Genomic DNA, 16,901 nt, shown 5'->3' with positions numbered 1-16,901 from the left:
CATGAAAGAACCTGCCAGCCCGCCCGCTTCCACGGATCTTCCGGCCCAGCTCCGCACGGCGATGCGGCGGCTCGCAGCTTCGGTGCCGGTGACGTGATCCTCTCCGGATCGCTCGGCCGGTGCACCGCGAACTTCGTCTAGCGGTAAGCGCCACGCGCCGCAGTCCGCACCGGTGCGCCTGCGCTTGACTTGAAACCAGCACTGCCCAATAAACCGGATAATTATCGGATCAATGAGGGGTTGGCATGGCGGCGCAGCAGGAACTCAGCGGCCCCGCGCCCAGCCGCATTTCGCTTGGAGCCTGCCTGCTCATCGGTGCCGCAGGGCTCCTCGTCCTAGGCGTACAGCCGCTGCTTTATGGCGGCTATGTCCACGAAGGCCGGATTGGAGAGGCCAGTCTCGGCCTCCTTGCGGCCATCGAGATCGCGGCAATCGCGCTGGGCAGCGCCGGCGGGATTGCGCTGCTCGCCCGCGTGCCGGCGCGCATGGTCGCGCTGATCGGCATCGTCGTGACCATTGCGGCGAACCTGCTGCCCGCCGCCGTTCCGCTCCTGCTCGCGCGAGCGATCTCGGGGGGAGCCGGCGGCTTGCTTGTCGGTGTCGCGGCGGGTGCGATTGCTCGGTCGAAGGGCCTAAACGCAGCCGCCGCCGCGTTCCTTTTCCTCCAGGCAGCGAGCCAGTACGCCATCCTGCAATGGTTCGCGAGTGCCGCGGCCCCCGGATCGGCAGCCGATGTCCAACACGCCCTCGCGGTGATTGCCGGGTGCGCCGCGCTGACCCTGCCGCTTGTCCCGATGCGGATCGCACCTGCGGCCCACGCCGAAACCGGTGCAACAAAGGGCGCGATACCACTTTCGGGCTGGACCGGCCTTCTGGCGTCGGCGCTGCTGGTCGGCGCAGTCGTCGGGATCTGGGCCTACATGGGCCTGTGGCTGGAAGCGCGTGGCATCGCGCCCGAACGCATCGCACCGATGTTGACTGCATCGATGGTCGGCCAGATGGTCGGCGCGCTGGTCGCCATAGCCGTCGGGGAACGCGGCCATGCCGGGCTGCGGGCCGTCGTGACCGGCCTCGGCCTCATCCTCATCGTCGCGCTGCTATTCCTGCGCGGGGCCGATGGCATGATGGGCTGGAGCCTCGTCGTCGGCTACGGTTTTGTCTGGATGGTCCTCACGCCTGCGCTCACCGGCTTCCTGCTGGAAGCAGACCCGACCCGCCGCAGCCTACCCTTCGCAGCCTCGGCACAGCTCCTCGGCGCAGCGATCCTGCCGACCGTGGCGGGCCAGCTGATCGAAGTTCAGGGTATCGATACGGTGCTGATCGCCTGCTCCGCCGCAGTCATCCTCGGCCTCGCCATGATCGGCGCGGCGCTCGGTCTCCGGCCCCGCGCCTACGCTGGAACGTAAGGCTCCACCGGCAGCCCCTCGAACCGCGCCTTCAGCTGAAGCCCGAGGTACTGCGAGTAACTACGCGCCATCGCGAGGTTTCCGGCCATGAACCACAGCCCCGGCTCCGCCGTCGGCTTCCACAGGTTCTTCATCTCGCCTTCCCACGGGCCTTCATCACCGGGGAAGCCCGAGCCATAACCCCAGGTCTTGCCGATACGCTCCGCCACCTCGGGATTGATGAGGCGCGAGACCCACTGCTTCATGTCGCCAAAACCGGTTGCGTAGATGATGCGGTCCGCCCGCTCGTGGCTGCCATCCGAAAGCACGAGGCCCTTCTCGTCGATACGCTCGATGGTAACGCCGGAGCGCACCTTGATCCGCCCGTCCGCAACCATCTCCGAAGCGCCGACATCGACGTAGTAGCCAGACGACGTGCGCTGGAACTTCATCGCGATGCCGGTGCCGTCCGGCCCGAAATCGACCTGGAAGCCCGCATCGGTCAACCGCTGGTAGAACGGCGCTTCCGATACCCGCAGCGCATCCCACGTCGCCTTGTTCACCTTTTCGGCAAGCCGCAACGGCACCGACGCGCCGAGAAGGTCAGCCTTGTCCGTGGTGAGCCCGGAATCAAAGGCCTTCTGAGAATAGGCTCCTGCCAGCAGCGTTTCCATGTTCGACTGCCGCACGATCAGCGTCGAGGAGCGCTGGATCATCACCGGCTCGGCGCCGTGGCTGACGAGATCGGCGCAGATATCGTGCGCGGAATTGTTCGCGCCGACCACGATCACGCGCTGGCCTTCCAGCCCCTCCCCGCCCGGATGCGCGCTCGAATGGCACTGGTGCCCCTTGAACGTCTCCTGCCCCGGGAAGGTCGGTGTGATCGGGAAGCCGGCATTGCCCACCGCCATCACCACGTGTTCGGGTCTAAGCGTCACCGGCTTGCCATCGCGCACCAGCGAAACCTGCCACTTGCCGGTGGCCGCATCGCGCGAAATGCCCTTGCATTCGGTGCTGGTCCAGATGCCCAGCTCCATGATCCCGGCGTAGTATTCCAGCCAGTCGCCCATCTTCTGCTTGGGCGTGTAGACCGGCCAGTGATCGGGAAACGGCACGTAGGGCATGTGATCGTACCACACCGGATCGTGCAGCAGCAGCGACTTGTAGCGCGAACGCCACTGGTCGCCCACGCGCGGGTATTTGTCGATCAGCAAGCACGGCACGCCCAGCATCTTGAGCCGCGCGCCGAGCGCGAGGCCGCCCTGCCCGGCACCGATCACCAGCACGTAGGGCGGATTGCTCTCGCTCCACTGCTCCACATCGTCATGCCGCACGTCTTCCCAGGTGCGCTTGCCCGTTTCGTCGACCACGCCGGAGTTCCGGCGCCCGCGAAGAGGCTCCTCGAAGCCTTTGAGTTCCTTGAGCGCGGTGAGCAGCGTGAAGCACTGTTCGCCCATCAGCCGCACATAGCCTTCGCCGCGCCCCAGCGTGGTTTCGAAGGTGATGAAGCCCTCGGTCGCGCCTTCCGGCACGTCGCTGGAAAACTGGCCGATGCCCGATGCGGCCCCCCGCGCATTGGCGAACGTGGTGATCGCGTCCGCCCCCTCATGCGTCGCCAGCGTCCAGCCAAGCGCCAGATAGTCGCGCCACATACCCTCGGGCAGGAACAGGCCCGCCACGGCCGCGCCGTCCCCCGCCTTCAGCGCCGCGCCGAACTTCTCGAGCCAGCCATGTACGTCAAGCATCAGGAATTTCTGCCTTTTCTTGTTCCGGTGCGCCGATCAGAAATGCGCGACCAATTGGACCCCGAAGGTACGCGGATCGTTGTAGTTGATCTGGTCCTGCGTGATGACTGGCGCAATTGAGGATATGTAGCGCGAAGAGTTGAGGTTCTTCACCCACAGCGCCGCCTCCCAGATCTTCGAGGGCGCCTGATAGGCGAGCCGCGCATTGATCCGCCCGTTGCCCTTCACTTCGGTGCTCGGCGCATTGTCCGGGAACAGCGCGATCGAGGACACATAGGTGCCGTCCACGCGCGCCTTGATCGCCGCGCCAGTGCTGAGCGGCACCGTCAAATTGATCCCGCCCGAGAAGGCGAACTTGGGGGCATTGACCAGCCGGTTGCCGTTGTAGCTGACCCCGCCGAGCGCCGCGAACTTCTTGTATTCACTGTGCATGAAGGTCGCCGCGCCGAATAAGTCGAGATTGCGGGTTGGCCGCACCGTCAGCTCCGCCTCAAGGCCATAGATCTCGGCATTGCCCGCGTTGAGCTTGCGCTGCACCGGGATCGGCCCCGTAAGATCGAACACGAAGACCTGCAGATCGCGGTAGTCATAGTAGAACGCCGAGGTGTTGAACCGCACCTTGCGGTCGAGGAGTTCGGTCTTCAGCCCCACTTCGTAAGCGTAGAGCTTCTCCGAATTGAACGGCACCAACTGCAGCGGATCGGTCGAGGCGCCGCCGGCAAACCCGCCGCTGTTGTAGCCCTTGGAGAACGAGGCATAGACCAGCGTATCACCCGTCTTGTAGTTCAGCGCCGCCCCCCACGAGAGGTCGCGGAACGACTTGGTGCCATTGAAATCGAGCAGCGGCAGGGTGATGTTCGAGTAGGCCTTGACCGGCACGATACCACCAACCGCGTCGAACAGGCTGTGGTAATCCATGTTGATCCGGTCGTTCGACCAGCGCAGGCCCACGGTCGCCGTAAGCTTGTCCGTCAGCTTGTAGTCCGCCTGCCCGAACAGCGCCACGCTGCGGGTGCGCTGGGTATAGGGATAGCGCAGCAGGCCGAGCGAATTGACCGGATCAAATGTGCCGAGCAAGTCATTGGGATCTCGCAAGGATCGCAGCAGATCGAAGCTGCTGTCGGTCGCCAGTTTATCGTGGAAATAGTACCCGCCGATGATCCAGTTGAGCTTGCGGTCGCCGGTCGATTGCAGCCGCAGTTCCTCGCTCCACTGGCGCGGGCGGTCTTCGTAATAGGCTACCACGAAATCATTGGGGCTGGCGTCGGTGTCTTCCAGCGTCGCGCGGTTGACCTGCTCGTAGGCGGTGATCGAGGTAAGCTGCACGCCGCCGAAATCGATCTGGCCGAGCAGCGAGGCGCCGAACACGCCGATGCGCTCCTTGCCCTCAACGTTGTAGTCGCCCGCATAGACGTTGTTGTCGGTATCCGCGTAGCCGAACGCGTCAGTCGGCGTGCCATCGGGCAGGAACGACGGGTTGCCGAAGAAATCGACGCCCTGCCCGCGGTGCTGAAACTGCCGCGCGCCGCCGGTGTTGTTGCCGCCATGGACCGAGAGGCGCAGCAGCACGTTCGGCGCGGGCGTAAAGTCCGCGATCCCGCGCACAGCCCAGAGGTTGATATCGTTGACGCCGTGGCCGGTCACCCGGTTGTAGGTCGTCCCGTCGCGCCGGTTGTAGAAGCCCGAAACGCGGACCTTCAGAAGATCCTTGGCGATCGGACCGCCGATCCCGGCTTCGATCTGCACCTCGTTGAACCGGCCATAGAGCGCCGAGACATCCCCGCTCAGTTCGTCCGTCGGCTTGCGGCTGGCAAAGCGGATCGCACCCGCCGTTGTGTTGCGGCCATAGAGCGTGCCCTGCGGCCCTTTCAGCACTTCGATCCCCTCGGAATCGAACACGTTGAAAAGCTTGCCCGCATTCGCGCCAATGAACACATCATCGACGTAGACGCCTACCGCGCCGGTGGTGTTCGAATTGAAATCACCGATGCCTACGCCGCGAATGAACAGCGATGTGGTGGAGGCCGCGGTGCCCGCCTGCATCGAAAGGCTCGGCACCAGCAGCGTCAGATCGCGCGGATCGCGGATGCCGGTTTCGGTGAGCGAATCCCCGCTGATCGCCGCGATGGCGATCGGCACGTCCTGCACGTTCTGCGCGCGGCGCTGCGCAGTGACGACGATTTCCGCGATGCCGCCGCCGTCTTTCGCGGGCGGTGCAGCCTCCTCGGCCCACGCAGGCGCCGAGAGCGCCATCGCGCTCCCCGCAAGGAACATTCCAAGACACCGCTTCCGATTGGCTTGCTGCATGGTGATCTCCCCGCTTCGGCACCGCGGCGCTGGCGCGCGGCTTTCTTCCCCTTGAAACGGAAGCTGCCGTGCAGGAGCCGGAGGCGTCAAGCTGAATCTGATATAAATTCGGATTTTTATCCGAAACTGGGTTGAACCGTTTGCACCGCGTGCTAGTCTTGCAGCATGGTCACGATCATTCCCCGGCCCGCGGCGTCCAGCACTGCCGATGCAATCCGCCGCCCGCGCCAGAAGCGCAGCCAGCAGCGTTTCGAAGCGATCCTCGATTCCGCTGACCGCCTACTGGAGACGATGGAGCCGGAGGCGATCAGCATCTACACGCTCGCCGAGGAAGCCAGGCTGTCCGCCCCCTCGATCTACCATTTCTTCCCGGATGCGGGGCAAGTCTTCGTCGCGCTCGCCGAACGCTACACGCGCCAGTTCGTCGATCTGCTCGACCTGCCCCTGCCGCCCGGCATTACCTCTTGGCAGCAGTACATGGCCGCCCGCTACGGCCACGGGCGCGATCACTACAACGCCCATGGCGCCGCGCGCCGCCTGCTGCTTGGCTCGGGCCTATCCGCCACGATCCGCGCCCGCGATCTCGAGAACGACAGCGTGCTCGCCCAGCGCAGCATGGCCGAGCTCTGCCAGCTATTCGACATCTCCCCCAGCGCGGACCTCATTGATCGCCTGATCGAAGTGGTCGTGATCAACGACGCGATCTGGACCCTGTCGGTTCACCGCCATGGCGTGATTACCGATGCTTATGAAGAGCAGGCCCGCCGCGCGCGCGAGGCCTATTGCCGCACTTTCCTGCCCGAATACCTGCCGCTGCGCGCGGCTTCCGATCAAGCCGCCTGAACCAGAATAGGGAGAGCCCGATGACCACCAACGCCGCCGACCAAGCCCTGCGTGAGCGCGCCATGAAAGTCGTGCCCGGCGGCATGTACGGCCACGAGGCGACCACGCTGCTCCCCGCCAGCTATCCGCAATTCTTCGAGCGCGGCGAAGGCGCCTATATTTGGGACGTCGATGGCAATCGCTACCTCGATTTCATGTGCGCTTACGGCCCCAACCTGCTGGGCTACAACAACGGCCAAGTGAACGACGTGGCCGTCGCACAGCTCGCCAAGGGTGATACGCTGACCGGCCCTAGTGCGCATTTTGTCGACCTAGCCGAAGCGCTTGTCGGCATGGTCAGCCACGCCGATTGGGCGATGTTCTGCAAGAACGGCACCGACGCCACGACGATGGCGATGACCACCGCCCGCGCCCAGACGGGCAAGCGCCGCATCCTCGTAGCGGAAGGCGCCTACCACGGTGCCGCCCCGTGGTGCACGCCGATGCCCGCCGGGATCGTGCCCGAAGAGCGCGCGTTCATTTCCAAGTACCAGTACAACGACGTCGCCAGCCTCGAAGCGACCGTTGCCGAAGCGGGTGACGACCTCGCCGCAATCTTCGCCTCGCCGTTCAAGCACGATGCCTTCATCGATCAGGCCCTGCCCGATCCCGCTTATGCCAAGCGCGCCCGCGAGCTCTGCGACGAAACCGGCGCCATGCTGATCGTCGACGATGTGCGCGCGGGCTTCCGCCTCATCCGCGATTGCAGCTGGGAACTCGTTGGCGTGCGGCCCGACATGAGCTGCTGGGGCAAGTCCTTCGCCAACGGCCACCCGATCTCCGCCCTCCTCGGCAACGACCGCTGCCGCGAGGGCGCTAGCCACATCTACGTCACCGGCTCGTTCTGGTTCGCCGCCGTGCCGATGGCCGCAGGCGTCGAAACGCTGCGGATCCTGCGCGAAAGCGACTACCTCGAGAACTCGGTCCGCCTCGGCACGATGTGGCGCGAAGGCCTCGATGCGCTCGCCGCCAAACACGGCTTCGCTTTGCGCCAGACCGGCCCTGTCCAGATGCCGCAAATCCTCTTCGACAACGATCCCGACTATCGCACCGGCTTCGCGTGGGGCGAGGCGATGCTGAAGCGCGGGGTCTACGTCCACCCCTGGCACAACATGTTCTTCTGCGCGGTGATGACCGAGGCCGACATCCAGTTCGCTCTCGCCGCCGCTGACGATGCCTTTGCATCGGTCAGGGCGCAGATCGGCAGCATCGAGCCGCATCCGGTGGTCCTGATGTTCCTCACCGCCATGGCCGGCACACACTGACCGACCGGTCCTCCCCATTTTTCCCCTGAGCTTGTCGAAGGGGCAAATGGGGAGGTGGCAGCCCCGCTCATCCTGAGCCTGTCGAAGGAAGGGCTGACGGAGGGGTCTTCTCGCGCTAGCAAAGTCGCATGCCCAGCTGGATTGCCAAGTTCTACCGCGCCGCCGCCATCTATGGCTTCGTCGTCCTGACGCCTGCCTACTTCGCGCCCTGGCCAGCCGAACAGCCGCATATCTACCTCGGCTTCATCGGCCTCGCGCTTGTCTTTCAGGCGGTGTTCTGGATCATCGCGTCGGACCCGGTGCGCTATCGGCCGCTGATGGCCGCCTCGGTGTTCGAGAAGCTCGTCTTCGGCTTGCCCACCCTGCTGCTCTTTGCGCAACACCGCGTTGGCGCACTCGATGCCTGTTTTGGCGTCATCGACCTGCTGCTCGGGCTCGGCTTCTTCCTTGCATGGAGAGCAACGCCAAAAACCTGATTCAAGGCTTGGCAAACACGGCCTCTTGCGTCTTATAGCGGCCCAAATCCAACCTGCTGCGAGAGGAAGCGCCCATGAGCCAGACCACCTACCCGGTTCCCGAGAGCTGGGCCAAGGGCGCCCTGATCGACGACGCGCGCTATCAGGCGATGTATGCGCAGTCGCTGGAGCAGCCGGAAGAGTTCTGGCGGACCGAGGCCAAGCGCCTCGACTGGATCAAGCCCTTCACCAAGGTCAGCACCACCAGCTTCCACGAGGCGGACTTCGGCATCCGCTGGTTCGAGGACGGTACGCTCAACCTCGCCGCCAACTGCCTCGACCGCCACCTTGCTGAGCGCGGCGACCAGATCGCCATCCTGTGGGAACCGGACAGCCCGGAAACGCCCGACCGCCGGATCACCTACCGCGAACTGCACGAGAGCGTCTGCCGTTTCGCCAACCTCCTCAAGTCGCGCGGCGCCACCCGCGGCTCGCGCGTCACGATCTACCTGCCGATGGTGCCCGAAGCCGCCGTCGCCATGCTCGCCTGCGCGCGGATCGGCGCAATCCACTCGATCGTCTTCGCCGGTTTCTCGCCCGATGCGCTCGCCGGCCGCATCACCGATTGCGACAGCCGCCTCGTCATCACCGCCGATGAAGGCCTGCGCGGCGGCAAGAAGGTGCCGCTGAAAGCCAATGTCGATGAAGCGCTCACCCACTGCCCGGGCGTCGATACGGTCATTGTCCTCAAGCACACCGGCGCCGATGTGCCCCACGTTGCGGACCGCGATGTCGATTGGGCCAGCGGCATCGCGGCGCAGTCCGCCGATTGTCAGCCTGAGGAAATGAGCGCGGAAGATCCGCTGTTCATCCTCTACACGTCAGGCTCCACCGGCAAGCCCAAGGGCGTGCTCCACACCACCGGCGGCTATTCCGTGTGGGCCTCGATGACGCACGAGTACGTCTTCGATTACCGTCCCGGCCAGATCTACTGGTGCGCGGCGGATGTGGGCTGGGTCACCGGGCACAGCTACGTCGTCTACGGCCCGCTGCTCAACGGCGCGACGACCGTGATGTTTGAAGGCGTGCCCAACTTCCCCGACCCCAGCCGCTTCTGGCAGGTGGTCGACAAGTTCGGCGTCGAGATCTTCTACGGCGCCCCGACCGCGCTGCGCGCCCTTATGCGCGAGGGCGACGAGTGGGTAAAGAAGACCAGCCGCCAGTCGCTGCGCCTCCTTGGCTCGGTCGGTGAACCCATCAATCCTGAAGCCTGGGAGTGGTATCACAAGGTCGTCGGCGAAGGCCGCTGCCCGATCGTCGACACCTGGTGGCAGACCGAAACCGGCGGCGCGATGATCACCCCGCTTCCGGGCGCGACCGCATTGAAGCCCGGCTCGGCAACCCGCCCGATGTTCGGCGTGAAGCCCGCCCTGCTCACCGGCGAGGGCCAGCTGCTCGAAGGCGCGGCGGACGGCTGCCTTGTCATCGAACAGAGCTGGCCCGGCCAGATGCGCACCGTCTGGGGTGATCACGAGCGCTTCTTCCAGACCTATTTCACTACGTTCCCCGGCCACTACTTCACCGGTGACGGCTGCCGCCGCGACGAGGACGGCTACTACTGGATCACCGGCCGCATCGACGACGTCATCAACGTCTCGGGCCACCGCATGGGCACCGCCGAGATCGAGAGCGCGCTCGTCGCTCACAGCAAGGTGGCAGAAGCCGCGGTTGTCGGCATGCCGCACGAGATCAAGGGCCAGGGCATCTACGCCTTCGTGACGACCAACGCCGATGTCGAGCCGGACGAGGCGCTGCGCAAGGAACTGATCCAGTGGGTTCGCCACGAGATTGGTCCGATCGCCACGCCCGACGTGATCCAGTTCGCGCCCGGCCTGCCCAAGACCCGCTCCGGCAAGATCATGCGCCGCATCCTCAGAAAAATCGGCGAGAACGACGTCGGCAATCTTGGTGACACATCGACGCTGGCCGATCCGTCTGTCGTGGACAACCTGCTGGCCAACCGCCCCAACGCCTGACGCATACAAGGGCCGGAGCGCAAACGATCCGGCCCAAGAGGCCCGTCTCAGGCCACAGCTTGTGCTGCGCTTGGCACACCGCCGCACGAGTCAACGCTCGTGCGTTTGTCCAGAAAATGCAGGGAAAAACAATTCAGGACACCCGGCGCGGTGCAATTTTACGCATCCTCTCCCAAGGCCGCGCCGGGTGAACGACTTGTTATGCACCTACCGAATTACCGCATTGAAGAAGCAGAGTCATCATGAAATTGCGCACACCCTGCTCTTTGCGCACAATTTAGAGCCGCGCGGCCGCTAGCCCTGCCGCCGCAATTCCTTCACGATTGCTGCGGCGATGCTGCGCCCTTTCCCTGATCCCGGCGAAGGACGATCTTATCCGCATTGATTCCATCCCGTTCGGCGATGGCCAAATACACCCGCCTTGCCCTTGCCGCCCTTGCGTTTGCCGCAACCGGCCTTGCCGTTCCTGCTCCGGCTGCAGCGCAATCGGTGGTGGAATTCGGCGCATCCTACACCGCTGACGTACTCACCGCCGCGTCCGGGAGCCCAGTCCGCGGCACCGACCTGGTCGGCCGCGCCGATGCATGGCTCGATTTCAAAGGTCCCGTCGTCGGCCTCGACGCGTTGTCCGCGCACCTCGATCTCATCGCCGTCCATGGCCCGGATTTTTCCGGCAATCGCATCGGCGCCTACCAGACGGTAAGCAGCCTCGAAGCCGATACCCTGCCCCACGTCTACGAAGCGTGGGCGCAGTGGAAGCCGAACGACTTCGTCTCTGCCAAGGCCGGCCTCATAGATCTCAACGCCGAATTTGATATCCAGAACACCGGTGCGATCTTCGTCAACAGCGCCTTCGGGATCGGCCCCGATATCTCGCAAAGCGGCCTCGCCGGTCCCTCGATCTTCCCGATGACAAGTTCGGCATTCGTGCTGCGGTTGCAGTATGGGCGCAAGGCGCTCGCGCTCGGTGCATTCGATGCGGTGGCCGGCGCCCGCGATGATCCGCGCAAGGCTGCCGTGCGCTTTCCCGGCACGACCGGCGCACTGCTGATCGCGGAGACGCGTCTGCCCATCGGCACATGGCTGCTGCAGGCGGGCGGATGGCATTATACGACGCGGTTCGATGCGCTCGATCCGGCCAAGCCGCCAGCGGTCTCGCGCGGAGCCTACGCCATGCTCGAGGGCGCACTGACCCGCAAACTCAGCGCATGGATCCGCTTCGGCATTGCCGATGCACGCGCCAATCCGGTTGCCGCCTATCTTGGCGGCGGTGCGGTTGCCACGCTGGGCAATTGGCGGGTCGGCGTCGCAGCAGCACATGCCCGGCTTGGTGAGGCGGCGCAGCAAACCCTGTTCGCGCCAGAGCGCGCGCGCCTTGGCGAAACGGTCCTCGAATTCACCGCGCAGCGCCAGCTAGCGCCATGGCTCAACATCCAGCCCGATCTGCAATACGTGATCCATCCCGGTTGGGATCACACCGCGCGCAACACGCTCGTGCTCGGTATGCGCTTCAGCCTCGCCATCCCGGAGTAGGCGCCCCGCGCGAAAGGCATACTCTCCGCCTCGCGACATTTTCATCGTTGCAAACAGCCTCCCGTCGGTGAAGGTCTGCCCCACACCATTCCCAGCGCCGAGGTCGTTGAAGTCATGCCGCAGTACCCGTTCCAGCTTGTCGATGTTTTCGGTGAAAGCCCGTTCACGGGCAATCCGCTGGCGGTGATCGCCCTCGACGCCGACCGGGATACCGCGCAGCTCCAGGCCATCACCCGCTGGCTGAACCTCTCCGAAACAGCCTTCCTCCTGCCGCCGACCACGGATGCGGCCGACTACCGTGTGCGCATCTTCACGCTCGACCGCGAGCTGCCGTTCGCCGGGCACCCCACGCTCGGCTCGGCCCATGCTTGGCTTACGCTGGGCGGAAAGCCGCGCCATGAAGGCAAAGTCGTGCAGCAATGCGGCGCAGGCCTGATCGACGTGCGGCGCGGAGCCGATGGCCTTGCCTTCGCCGCACCGCCGCTGCTGCGTTCAGGCCCCGTCGCTGCGGACAAGCTGGCGGAGGCCTGCGGTGTGCTTGGAATCGCCACCAGCGATGTCGTCGCCGCCGAATGGATCGACAACGGCCCCGGCTGGCTCGGCATCCAGCTCAAGGATGCGGCGTCGGTGATCGCGGTCGAACCGGCGCGCTCGCATGCAAATCGCATCGATATCGGCCTTGTCGGCCTGCATCCCGCAGGCAGCCCCTTCGCCTACGAAGTGCGCGCGATCTTCAGCGATCCCTATGGCGGGCTGATCGAAGACCCGGTCACGGGCAGCCTCAACGCCTCGGCCGCCGAATGGATGCTGCGCCTCGGCCACGTTTCAGCGCCCTACACCGCGACGCAGGGCACCCGCCTCGGCCGCTCGGGCCGCGTCCGCATTGAGCACGAAGCGGGCGGCCCAATCTGGGTCGGCGGCGCGACGGCGACCCTGTTTGCGGGGACGACGGGCGAGGCCGCCTTCCCCGACTGATCAGCGCGCGGCTGGCTTGCCCGTCCGCATTTCAAGGCCAAGTGCCCAGCGCCGCTGGAACCCGCGCCAGAAGTTCGGCTGGTCTGCCGAGGCAGGCTTGCCGCCCACGTTCTGGAACGGCGCGAGCGGCCATTGTCCGTCACCGGCGAGCGGCGGCGTCACGTCGAGATAGGCCTGCTTCGCCGCTTCTCCCTTGAGGTGGAGATCGAGGAACGCGGTGATGAAGTGCTGGTTGATCGCGTTGATCCGCTCCGCGCGCCATACCGGCTCGGCGAAGTATTCGCGCGTGGAGAAGTCCGCGTCGGCTTCGGGCGGCGGCGGGTTGCCTCCAACATTGTGCCGCGCGTTCTGGTAAAGCAGGAAGTTGCGCTGGTTGCTTGCCATGTGATCGAAGATCCACGTCACGCCGCCCGGCGCATCGACGATATCATCGTGATCGCCGTCGATCATCAGCACTGGCTTGGCAAACGCCGCAAGTGTCGCCTCCGACCAGACCCGAACCGGCGGGCTGCCGCCAAATGGCGCCAGCGCGACCACGGCCTTGATCCGCGCGGCAATCGCCTTGCCAGCCGCTTGGCTTTCCAGCAACTGGTCGCGCGCAGGTGCCGGCAGCTGCGCAAACACCGGGCTCGTCGGCGCATAATCGAGGCCCGCCGCGCCCAGCACGCCGAACCCGCCCATCGAATAGCCGACAAGGCCGATCTGGCCCGCATCGATTTCCTGCCCCAGCGCGTCTCCGGTCTTGCCGGCGCGGCGCGTGAGATCGTCGATCACCATGCGCACATCGCGTGCGCGGTGGACCAGCACATTGCCGAAGGAGACCGGAAAGTCCGCCGGGTTCACCACGCGCTGATCGGCATGGTCGATGGCGACGACAACATAGCCCTTGGTGGCAAGGTTCTCGGTCAGCCAGGTCATGAATGTGTCCCAGCCGTTGTAGCCGTGTGAGACGATCACCAACGGAAAGCGCTTGCCCTTGAGCGGGGCGGCGGATTCGACCGCAAGGCTGGGAATGACGAAGGGGCCGCCGGTGCCATCGGGCTTTGGCAGAACATGCGAAAAGCTCGCCCGCGCGGCGCCAGGTGCCGCGTCTGCCGGATACCAGACCCGCGCCTTGATCGTTCGGGTGGTTCGGACGAGGCCGGTGGCTGAAAGCACCACACTGTCCGGCGCATCGACCGCCATGGCCTGCGTGCCGATTGCATAAGTGCCGAGCGCCGCCAGTTCCGGCGCATCCAGCGGCGGCACCGCATAAGGTTGCCGCACCGGCTCGGCATGCGCCGTTCCCGCCAGCAGAAGTCCTGAAACTACAAGGCGCCAGAGAGCTTTCATCGCATTCCTTCCCGCAAGATCACTGTAACTTGACTGCCTGCGCGAAAAAAAACGCGCCCATGCAGGTAAACCGCATGGGCGCGCCTTCACGTCCGGAGGGGTTGGACGATCAGAAGTTCAGGCGGACGCCGGCGGCATAGCGCGCACCGGTATCGACATAGTCGAGCACCTGATTGTTGAAGCGACCGGTGGTGATGTTCTTCGCATTGGTCACGTTGGTGCCCTCGGCGAAGACCTGCGCGAACTTCTTGATGTCGTAGCTCACGCGCACGTCGACCTGGCTGTACGGACGGCGGAAGACCGGGTCGCCGCCCTGGCCGGGCGTGACGAGGTATTCAAGGAACCGGCCGCGGCGGTTGTAGGCGACGCGGGCGGCAAAGCCGTCCTTTTCGTAGAAGCCGGTCAGGTTGTAGCTGTTGCCGAGACCTTCGACCGCAACCGACTGGTCAAACCGGGTTACGTCGAATGCCGCGCTGCTGTCCACGAACGTGGCGTTGGCCGACAGACCCAAGCCATCGAGCGGCGCGGGCAGATAGTCGAAGGTGTGCGTCACGTTGAGTTCGACACCGCGCACCGAAACGTTCTCGGAGTTGCGCGGACGGCGCACGTTGAACGTCGCGGTGGTCGGACCGGTGATACCACCACCGATCGGCAGGCCGCTGGCGTTGGCGATCGTGAAGTTCTCGGCCGAACGGGTCTGCACGATGAAGTTGTCGATGCTCTTGTAGTAACCGGCAACCGACAGCGTCGTGGTCGACGTCGGGTACCATTCCAGCGAGACATCGAAGTTGTTCGCCGTGTAGGGCCGCAGGTTCGGGTTACCGCCGCTCGCGTCGAGGCTTGCAGGACGGGTCACGTCGAAGTTGGTGCGCGGCGCGAGGTCGCGAATCTGCGGGCGGGTGAGCGTGCGCGACGCAGAGACGCGCACGATCCACTTGTCCGTCAGGTTCACCTTCACGTTGATGTTCGGCAGGAAGTAATCGTAGCTCGACCGCTGCGCCGTCGAGACCGGGACACCGCCGTTCGCGAACACCGCCTGGTAGATCGTCGGATCGTTCGGAACCGCAAGCAGATCGGTCAGCGCCAGCTGGCGGCCGCTCGCGGTGATTTCGGTGTGCACGTAGCGCGCACCGAGGTTGACCGTCCACGGCATCGCACCAAGGTTACCCTTGAGATCGGCTTCGAGGTAGCCAGCGAACACCTTCTCCGACACCGCGAACGAGTTCGGCTGGACCGTGGCGGCAAAGCCGTTGGTCGCTGCCAGCAGCGCTGCGGTCGTCCCTGCGGGCAAGCCGCGCGCCTGATCGCGCGCTGCAGCCTGGGCGGGGCTTTCAAGGAACTTGAAGTAGGCGTCGGCGTCGTAGCCGAGGATGTTGGTCGGCACGCTGCCGGTGCCGCTCGGTGCACGCAGCGTGAGCTTGCTCAGCAGCGCTGCCGAAGCCGGCTCATTGTAGCCGCAATAGAGGCACAGCGTATTGGGATCGGTCGCAATGCTCTGGCTGTTCTTGCTGCGGTTGGTGTTGACGAAGCCCAGACGGATCGCATCGAGCGCGCCGCCATCAGACTTCCACTCGGTGTCGAGCTTGTACTCGAGCACGCGTTCGGCCTCGCTGTTGCCCTGGCGCAGCGCGATGTGCGAACGGCCCAGCGCAGCATTGGTGAGGTCAGCCGTGTAGCCGGTGGTCGAGGGGAAGCCGTTACCCGTCGCCTGCTGGAAGCTGTAGGTGCTGGGGATGCCGATCACGGTGAAGTAGTTGCGACCGCCTGCCGAATCCTTGGCGCGCGACCACGAAACGTCGGCCTTGACCGTCAGCTGGCTGTTCGGCTTCCATTCGACGTTGCCGCCAAGCGCGTACGTCTTCACGTAGCGATTGTTCGACGTCTGGATGAGGTCCGCGTTGCCATTGGTGGTGAGCGAAGTGACCGTGCGGTTCGAATCGATCGCCGCCGCCGTGTAGCTCGAAGGCTCGAACCAGCTGCCGAGCGCCTGAACGCGCGAATCGACGTTGAACTGGTTGTAGAGGCCGTCGACCGTGAAGGTCAGCTGGTCGTTCGGACGATACTGCGCCGTGCCGGTAAAGCCGATGCGCTCACGCGACTGATCGTCCTGGCCAACGTCCTGGTTGCGCGGAGCAAACACGTTGGTGATGGCGTTGGCACCGGTCCCGACCGTGGTACCGGGGATATAGCCGCGGTTCTGGGTGTAACGGGTCTGCGCATCGCGCTTCTGGTACGAAACCGAGGCGAGCAGGCCGAACTTGCCGTCAGCGAACGTGTCGCTGATGAGGCCGAAACCCTGCGGCGTCACCTTGTCGCTGTTGCGTTCGTACTGGCCCTTGGCCGAGACAACCGCCTTGAAGCCGCCCAGATCGAGCGGACGCGGGGTCTTGATGTTGAGCGTCGCGCCGATGCCGCCGTCCTGGAGACGAGCCTGCGAGCTCTTGTAGACTTCAGCGCCGCTTATCAGTTCGGCAGCGAGAAGGTCGAAGGAGAATTCGCGGCCCTGGTTGTCGCTGGCGAAGGTGCGGCCGTTGACGAGGACGGTGTTGAACGCCGGACCAAAGCCGCGGACGGTGACGAAACGGCCTTCGCCGTTGCTGCGGTCGATCGACACGCCCGGGATGCGCTGCAGCGATTCCGCGACGTTCGTGTCGGGGAACTTGCCGAGGTCTTCCGAGCTGATCGCATCGACGATCGCCAGCGAGTTCTTCTTGATGCCGGCCGCGCTGCGAAGGCTGCTGCGAATACCGGTGACGACGATCGCTTCGGGCTCCGAAACGCCAGCAGCAGCAGAATCCTGCGCGAATGCGGGGGCGGCGCCGCCAACGATGGCCAGTGCGCTGCAGCAGGCGAGGGCCTGGCTGCGCAGGCGCGACATAGCAGTTAAATTATTGAATTGAGACATAAACTGGCTCTCCCTTGCTGCCGCCCGCCATGTCAGATCGGGACGTGCTAAGTGCTTCGACGCGAGGTACCCCGCGCCGTT

The 16,901-nt window shown here is 65.0% G+C and carries 11 protein-coding genes; 7 read left to right on the top strand and 4 right to left on the bottom strand.

Features of this window, described 5'->3' with window-relative positions:
- The first annotated feature begins 245 nt into the window (after positions 1-245).
- Positions 246-1,406: an MFS transporter gene (locus tag NSE01_RS17410; RefSeq protein WP_147160925.1), complete on the top strand. Its 1,161-nt coding sequence runs from the start codon at positions 246-248 to the stop codon at positions 1,404-1,406.
- On the opposite strand, the gene NSE01_RS17405 is transcribed toward NSE01_RS17410, so the two are convergent.
- Both NSE01_RS17405 and NSE01_RS17400 read right to left on the bottom strand, forming a co-directional pair.
- Complete coding sequence (locus NSE01_RS17405) at positions 1,391-3,130, bottom strand: NAD(P)-binding domain-containing protein (RefSeq protein WP_147160924.1); 1,740 nt, start codon at positions 3,128-3,130, stop codon at positions 1,391-1,393. The two genes, NSE01_RS17410 and NSE01_RS17405, sit on opposite strands and share 16 nt — an antisense overlap.
- Positions 3,131-3,166: 36 nt before the next feature.
- Positions 3,167-5,383 carry a TonB-dependent receptor gene (locus NSE01_RS17400; RefSeq protein WP_246135271.1) on the bottom strand — a complete coding sequence of 739 codons (2,217 nt, stop codon included), beginning with the start codon at positions 5,381-5,383 and terminating at the stop codon, positions 3,167-3,169.
- 219 nt (positions 5,384-5,602) lie between these two features.
- Between NSE01_RS17400 and NSE01_RS17395 the strand changes: the two genes are divergently transcribed.
- The 6 genes from NSE01_RS17395 (at position 5,603) to NSE01_RS17370 (ending at position 12,583) form a co-directional block, all read left to right on the top strand.
- Positions 5,603-6,280, top strand: a complete 678-nt coding sequence (locus NSE01_RS17395) for a TetR/AcrR family transcriptional regulator (RefSeq protein WP_147160922.1) — start codon at positions 5,603-5,605, stop codon at positions 6,278-6,280.
- A 20-nt stretch (positions 6,281-6,300) separates the two neighbouring features.
- Positions 6,301-7,584, top strand: coding sequence for an aminotransferase class III-fold pyridoxal phosphate-dependent enzyme (locus NSE01_RS17390; RefSeq protein ID WP_147160921.1), 1,284 nt, complete (start codon positions 6,301-6,303; stop codon positions 7,582-7,584).
- A gap of 128 nt (positions 7,585-7,712) precedes the next feature.
- Complete coding sequence (locus NSE01_RS17385) at positions 7,713-8,060, top strand: hypothetical protein (RefSeq protein ID WP_147160920.1); 348 nt, start codon at positions 7,713-7,715, stop codon at positions 8,058-8,060.
- 74 nt (positions 8,061-8,134) lie between these two features.
- Entirely contained in the window at positions 8,135-10,075 is a 1,941-nt protein-coding gene (acs, locus tag NSE01_RS17380) for an acetate--CoA ligase (protein WP_147160919.1), read from the top strand.
- Between the two features lie 402 nt (positions 10,076-10,477).
- Positions 10,478-11,608, top strand: a complete 1,131-nt coding sequence (locus NSE01_RS17375) for a carbohydrate porin (RefSeq protein ID WP_147160918.1) — start codon at positions 10,478-10,480, stop codon at positions 11,606-11,608.
- Positions 11,609-11,722: 114 nt separating this feature from the next.
- Positions 11,723-12,583 (top strand): PhzF family phenazine biosynthesis protein, encoded by an 861-nt coding sequence (locus NSE01_RS17370; RefSeq protein ID WP_147160917.1) that lies wholly within the window; start codon positions 11,723-11,725, stop codon positions 12,581-12,583.
- On the opposite strand, the gene NSE01_RS17365 is transcribed toward NSE01_RS17370, so the two are convergent.
- Both NSE01_RS17365 and NSE01_RS17360 read right to left on the bottom strand, forming a co-directional pair.
- A complete protein-coding gene (locus NSE01_RS17365; RefSeq protein WP_147160916.1) occupies positions 12,584-13,915 on the bottom strand; it encodes an alpha/beta hydrolase family protein in 1,332 nt (443 codons plus the stop codon). It lies immediately after the preceding gene.
- 109 nt (positions 13,916-14,024) lie between these two features.
- On the bottom strand, positions 14,025-16,793 hold the full coding sequence (locus NSE01_RS17360; protein WP_170233886.1) for a TonB-dependent receptor: 2,769 nt from the start codon (positions 16,791-16,793) through the stop codon (positions 14,025-14,027).
- Positions 16,794-16,901 lie beyond the last annotated feature (108 nt).

The sequence above is a fragment of the Novosphingobium sediminis genome (genome assembly GCF_007991615.1).
Lineage (GTDB): Bacteria > Pseudomonadota > Alphaproteobacteria > Sphingomonadales > Sphingomonadaceae > Novosphingobium > Novosphingobium sediminis.
Note: the sequence above shows the minus strand (reverse complement) of the source record. Positions and strands in the feature narration are given on the sequence as shown.

What these genes read in the sequence shown, in the direction of transcription:
- NSE01_RS17410 (WP_147160925.1), top strand. Translation starts at nt 246, where the DNA reads ATGGCGGCGCAGCAGGAACTCAGCGGCCCCGCGCCCAGCCGCATTTCG.
- NSE01_RS17405 (WP_147160924.1), bottom strand. Translation starts at nt 3,130, where the DNA reads ATGCTTGACGTACATGGCTGGCTCGAGAAGTTCGGCGCGGCGCTGAAG.
- NSE01_RS17400 (WP_246135271.1), bottom strand. Translation starts at nt 5,383, where the DNA reads ATGGCGCTCTCGGCGCCTGCGTGGGCCGAGGAGGCTGCACCGCCCGCG.
- NSE01_RS17395 (WP_147160922.1), top strand. Translation starts at nt 5,603, where the DNA reads ATGGTCACGATCATTCCCCGGCCCGCGGCGTCCAGCACTGCCGATGCA.
- NSE01_RS17390 (WP_147160921.1), top strand. Translation starts at nt 6,301, where the DNA reads ATGACCACCAACGCCGCCGACCAAGCCCTGCGTGAGCGCGCCATGAAA.
- NSE01_RS17385 (WP_147160920.1), top strand. Translation starts at nt 7,713, where the DNA reads ATGCCCAGCTGGATTGCCAAGTTCTACCGCGCCGCCGCCATCTATGGC.
- acs (WP_147160919.1), top strand. Translation starts at nt 8,135, where the DNA reads ATGAGCCAGACCACCTACCCGGTTCCCGAGAGCTGGGCCAAGGGCGCC.
- NSE01_RS17375 (WP_147160918.1), top strand. Translation starts at nt 10,478, where the DNA reads ATGGCCAAATACACCCGCCTTGCCCTTGCCGCCCTTGCGTTTGCCGCA.
- NSE01_RS17370 (WP_147160917.1), top strand. Translation starts at nt 11,723, where the DNA reads ATGCCGCAGTACCCGTTCCAGCTTGTCGATGTTTTCGGTGAAAGCCCG.
- NSE01_RS17365 (WP_147160916.1), bottom strand. Translation starts at nt 13,915, where the DNA reads ATGAAAGCTCTCTGGCGCCTTGTAGTTTCAGGACTTCTGCTGGCGGGA.
- NSE01_RS17360 (WP_170233886.1), bottom strand. Translation starts at nt 16,793, where the DNA reads ATGTCGCGCCTGCGCAGCCAGGCCCTCGCCTGCTGCAGCGCACTGGCC.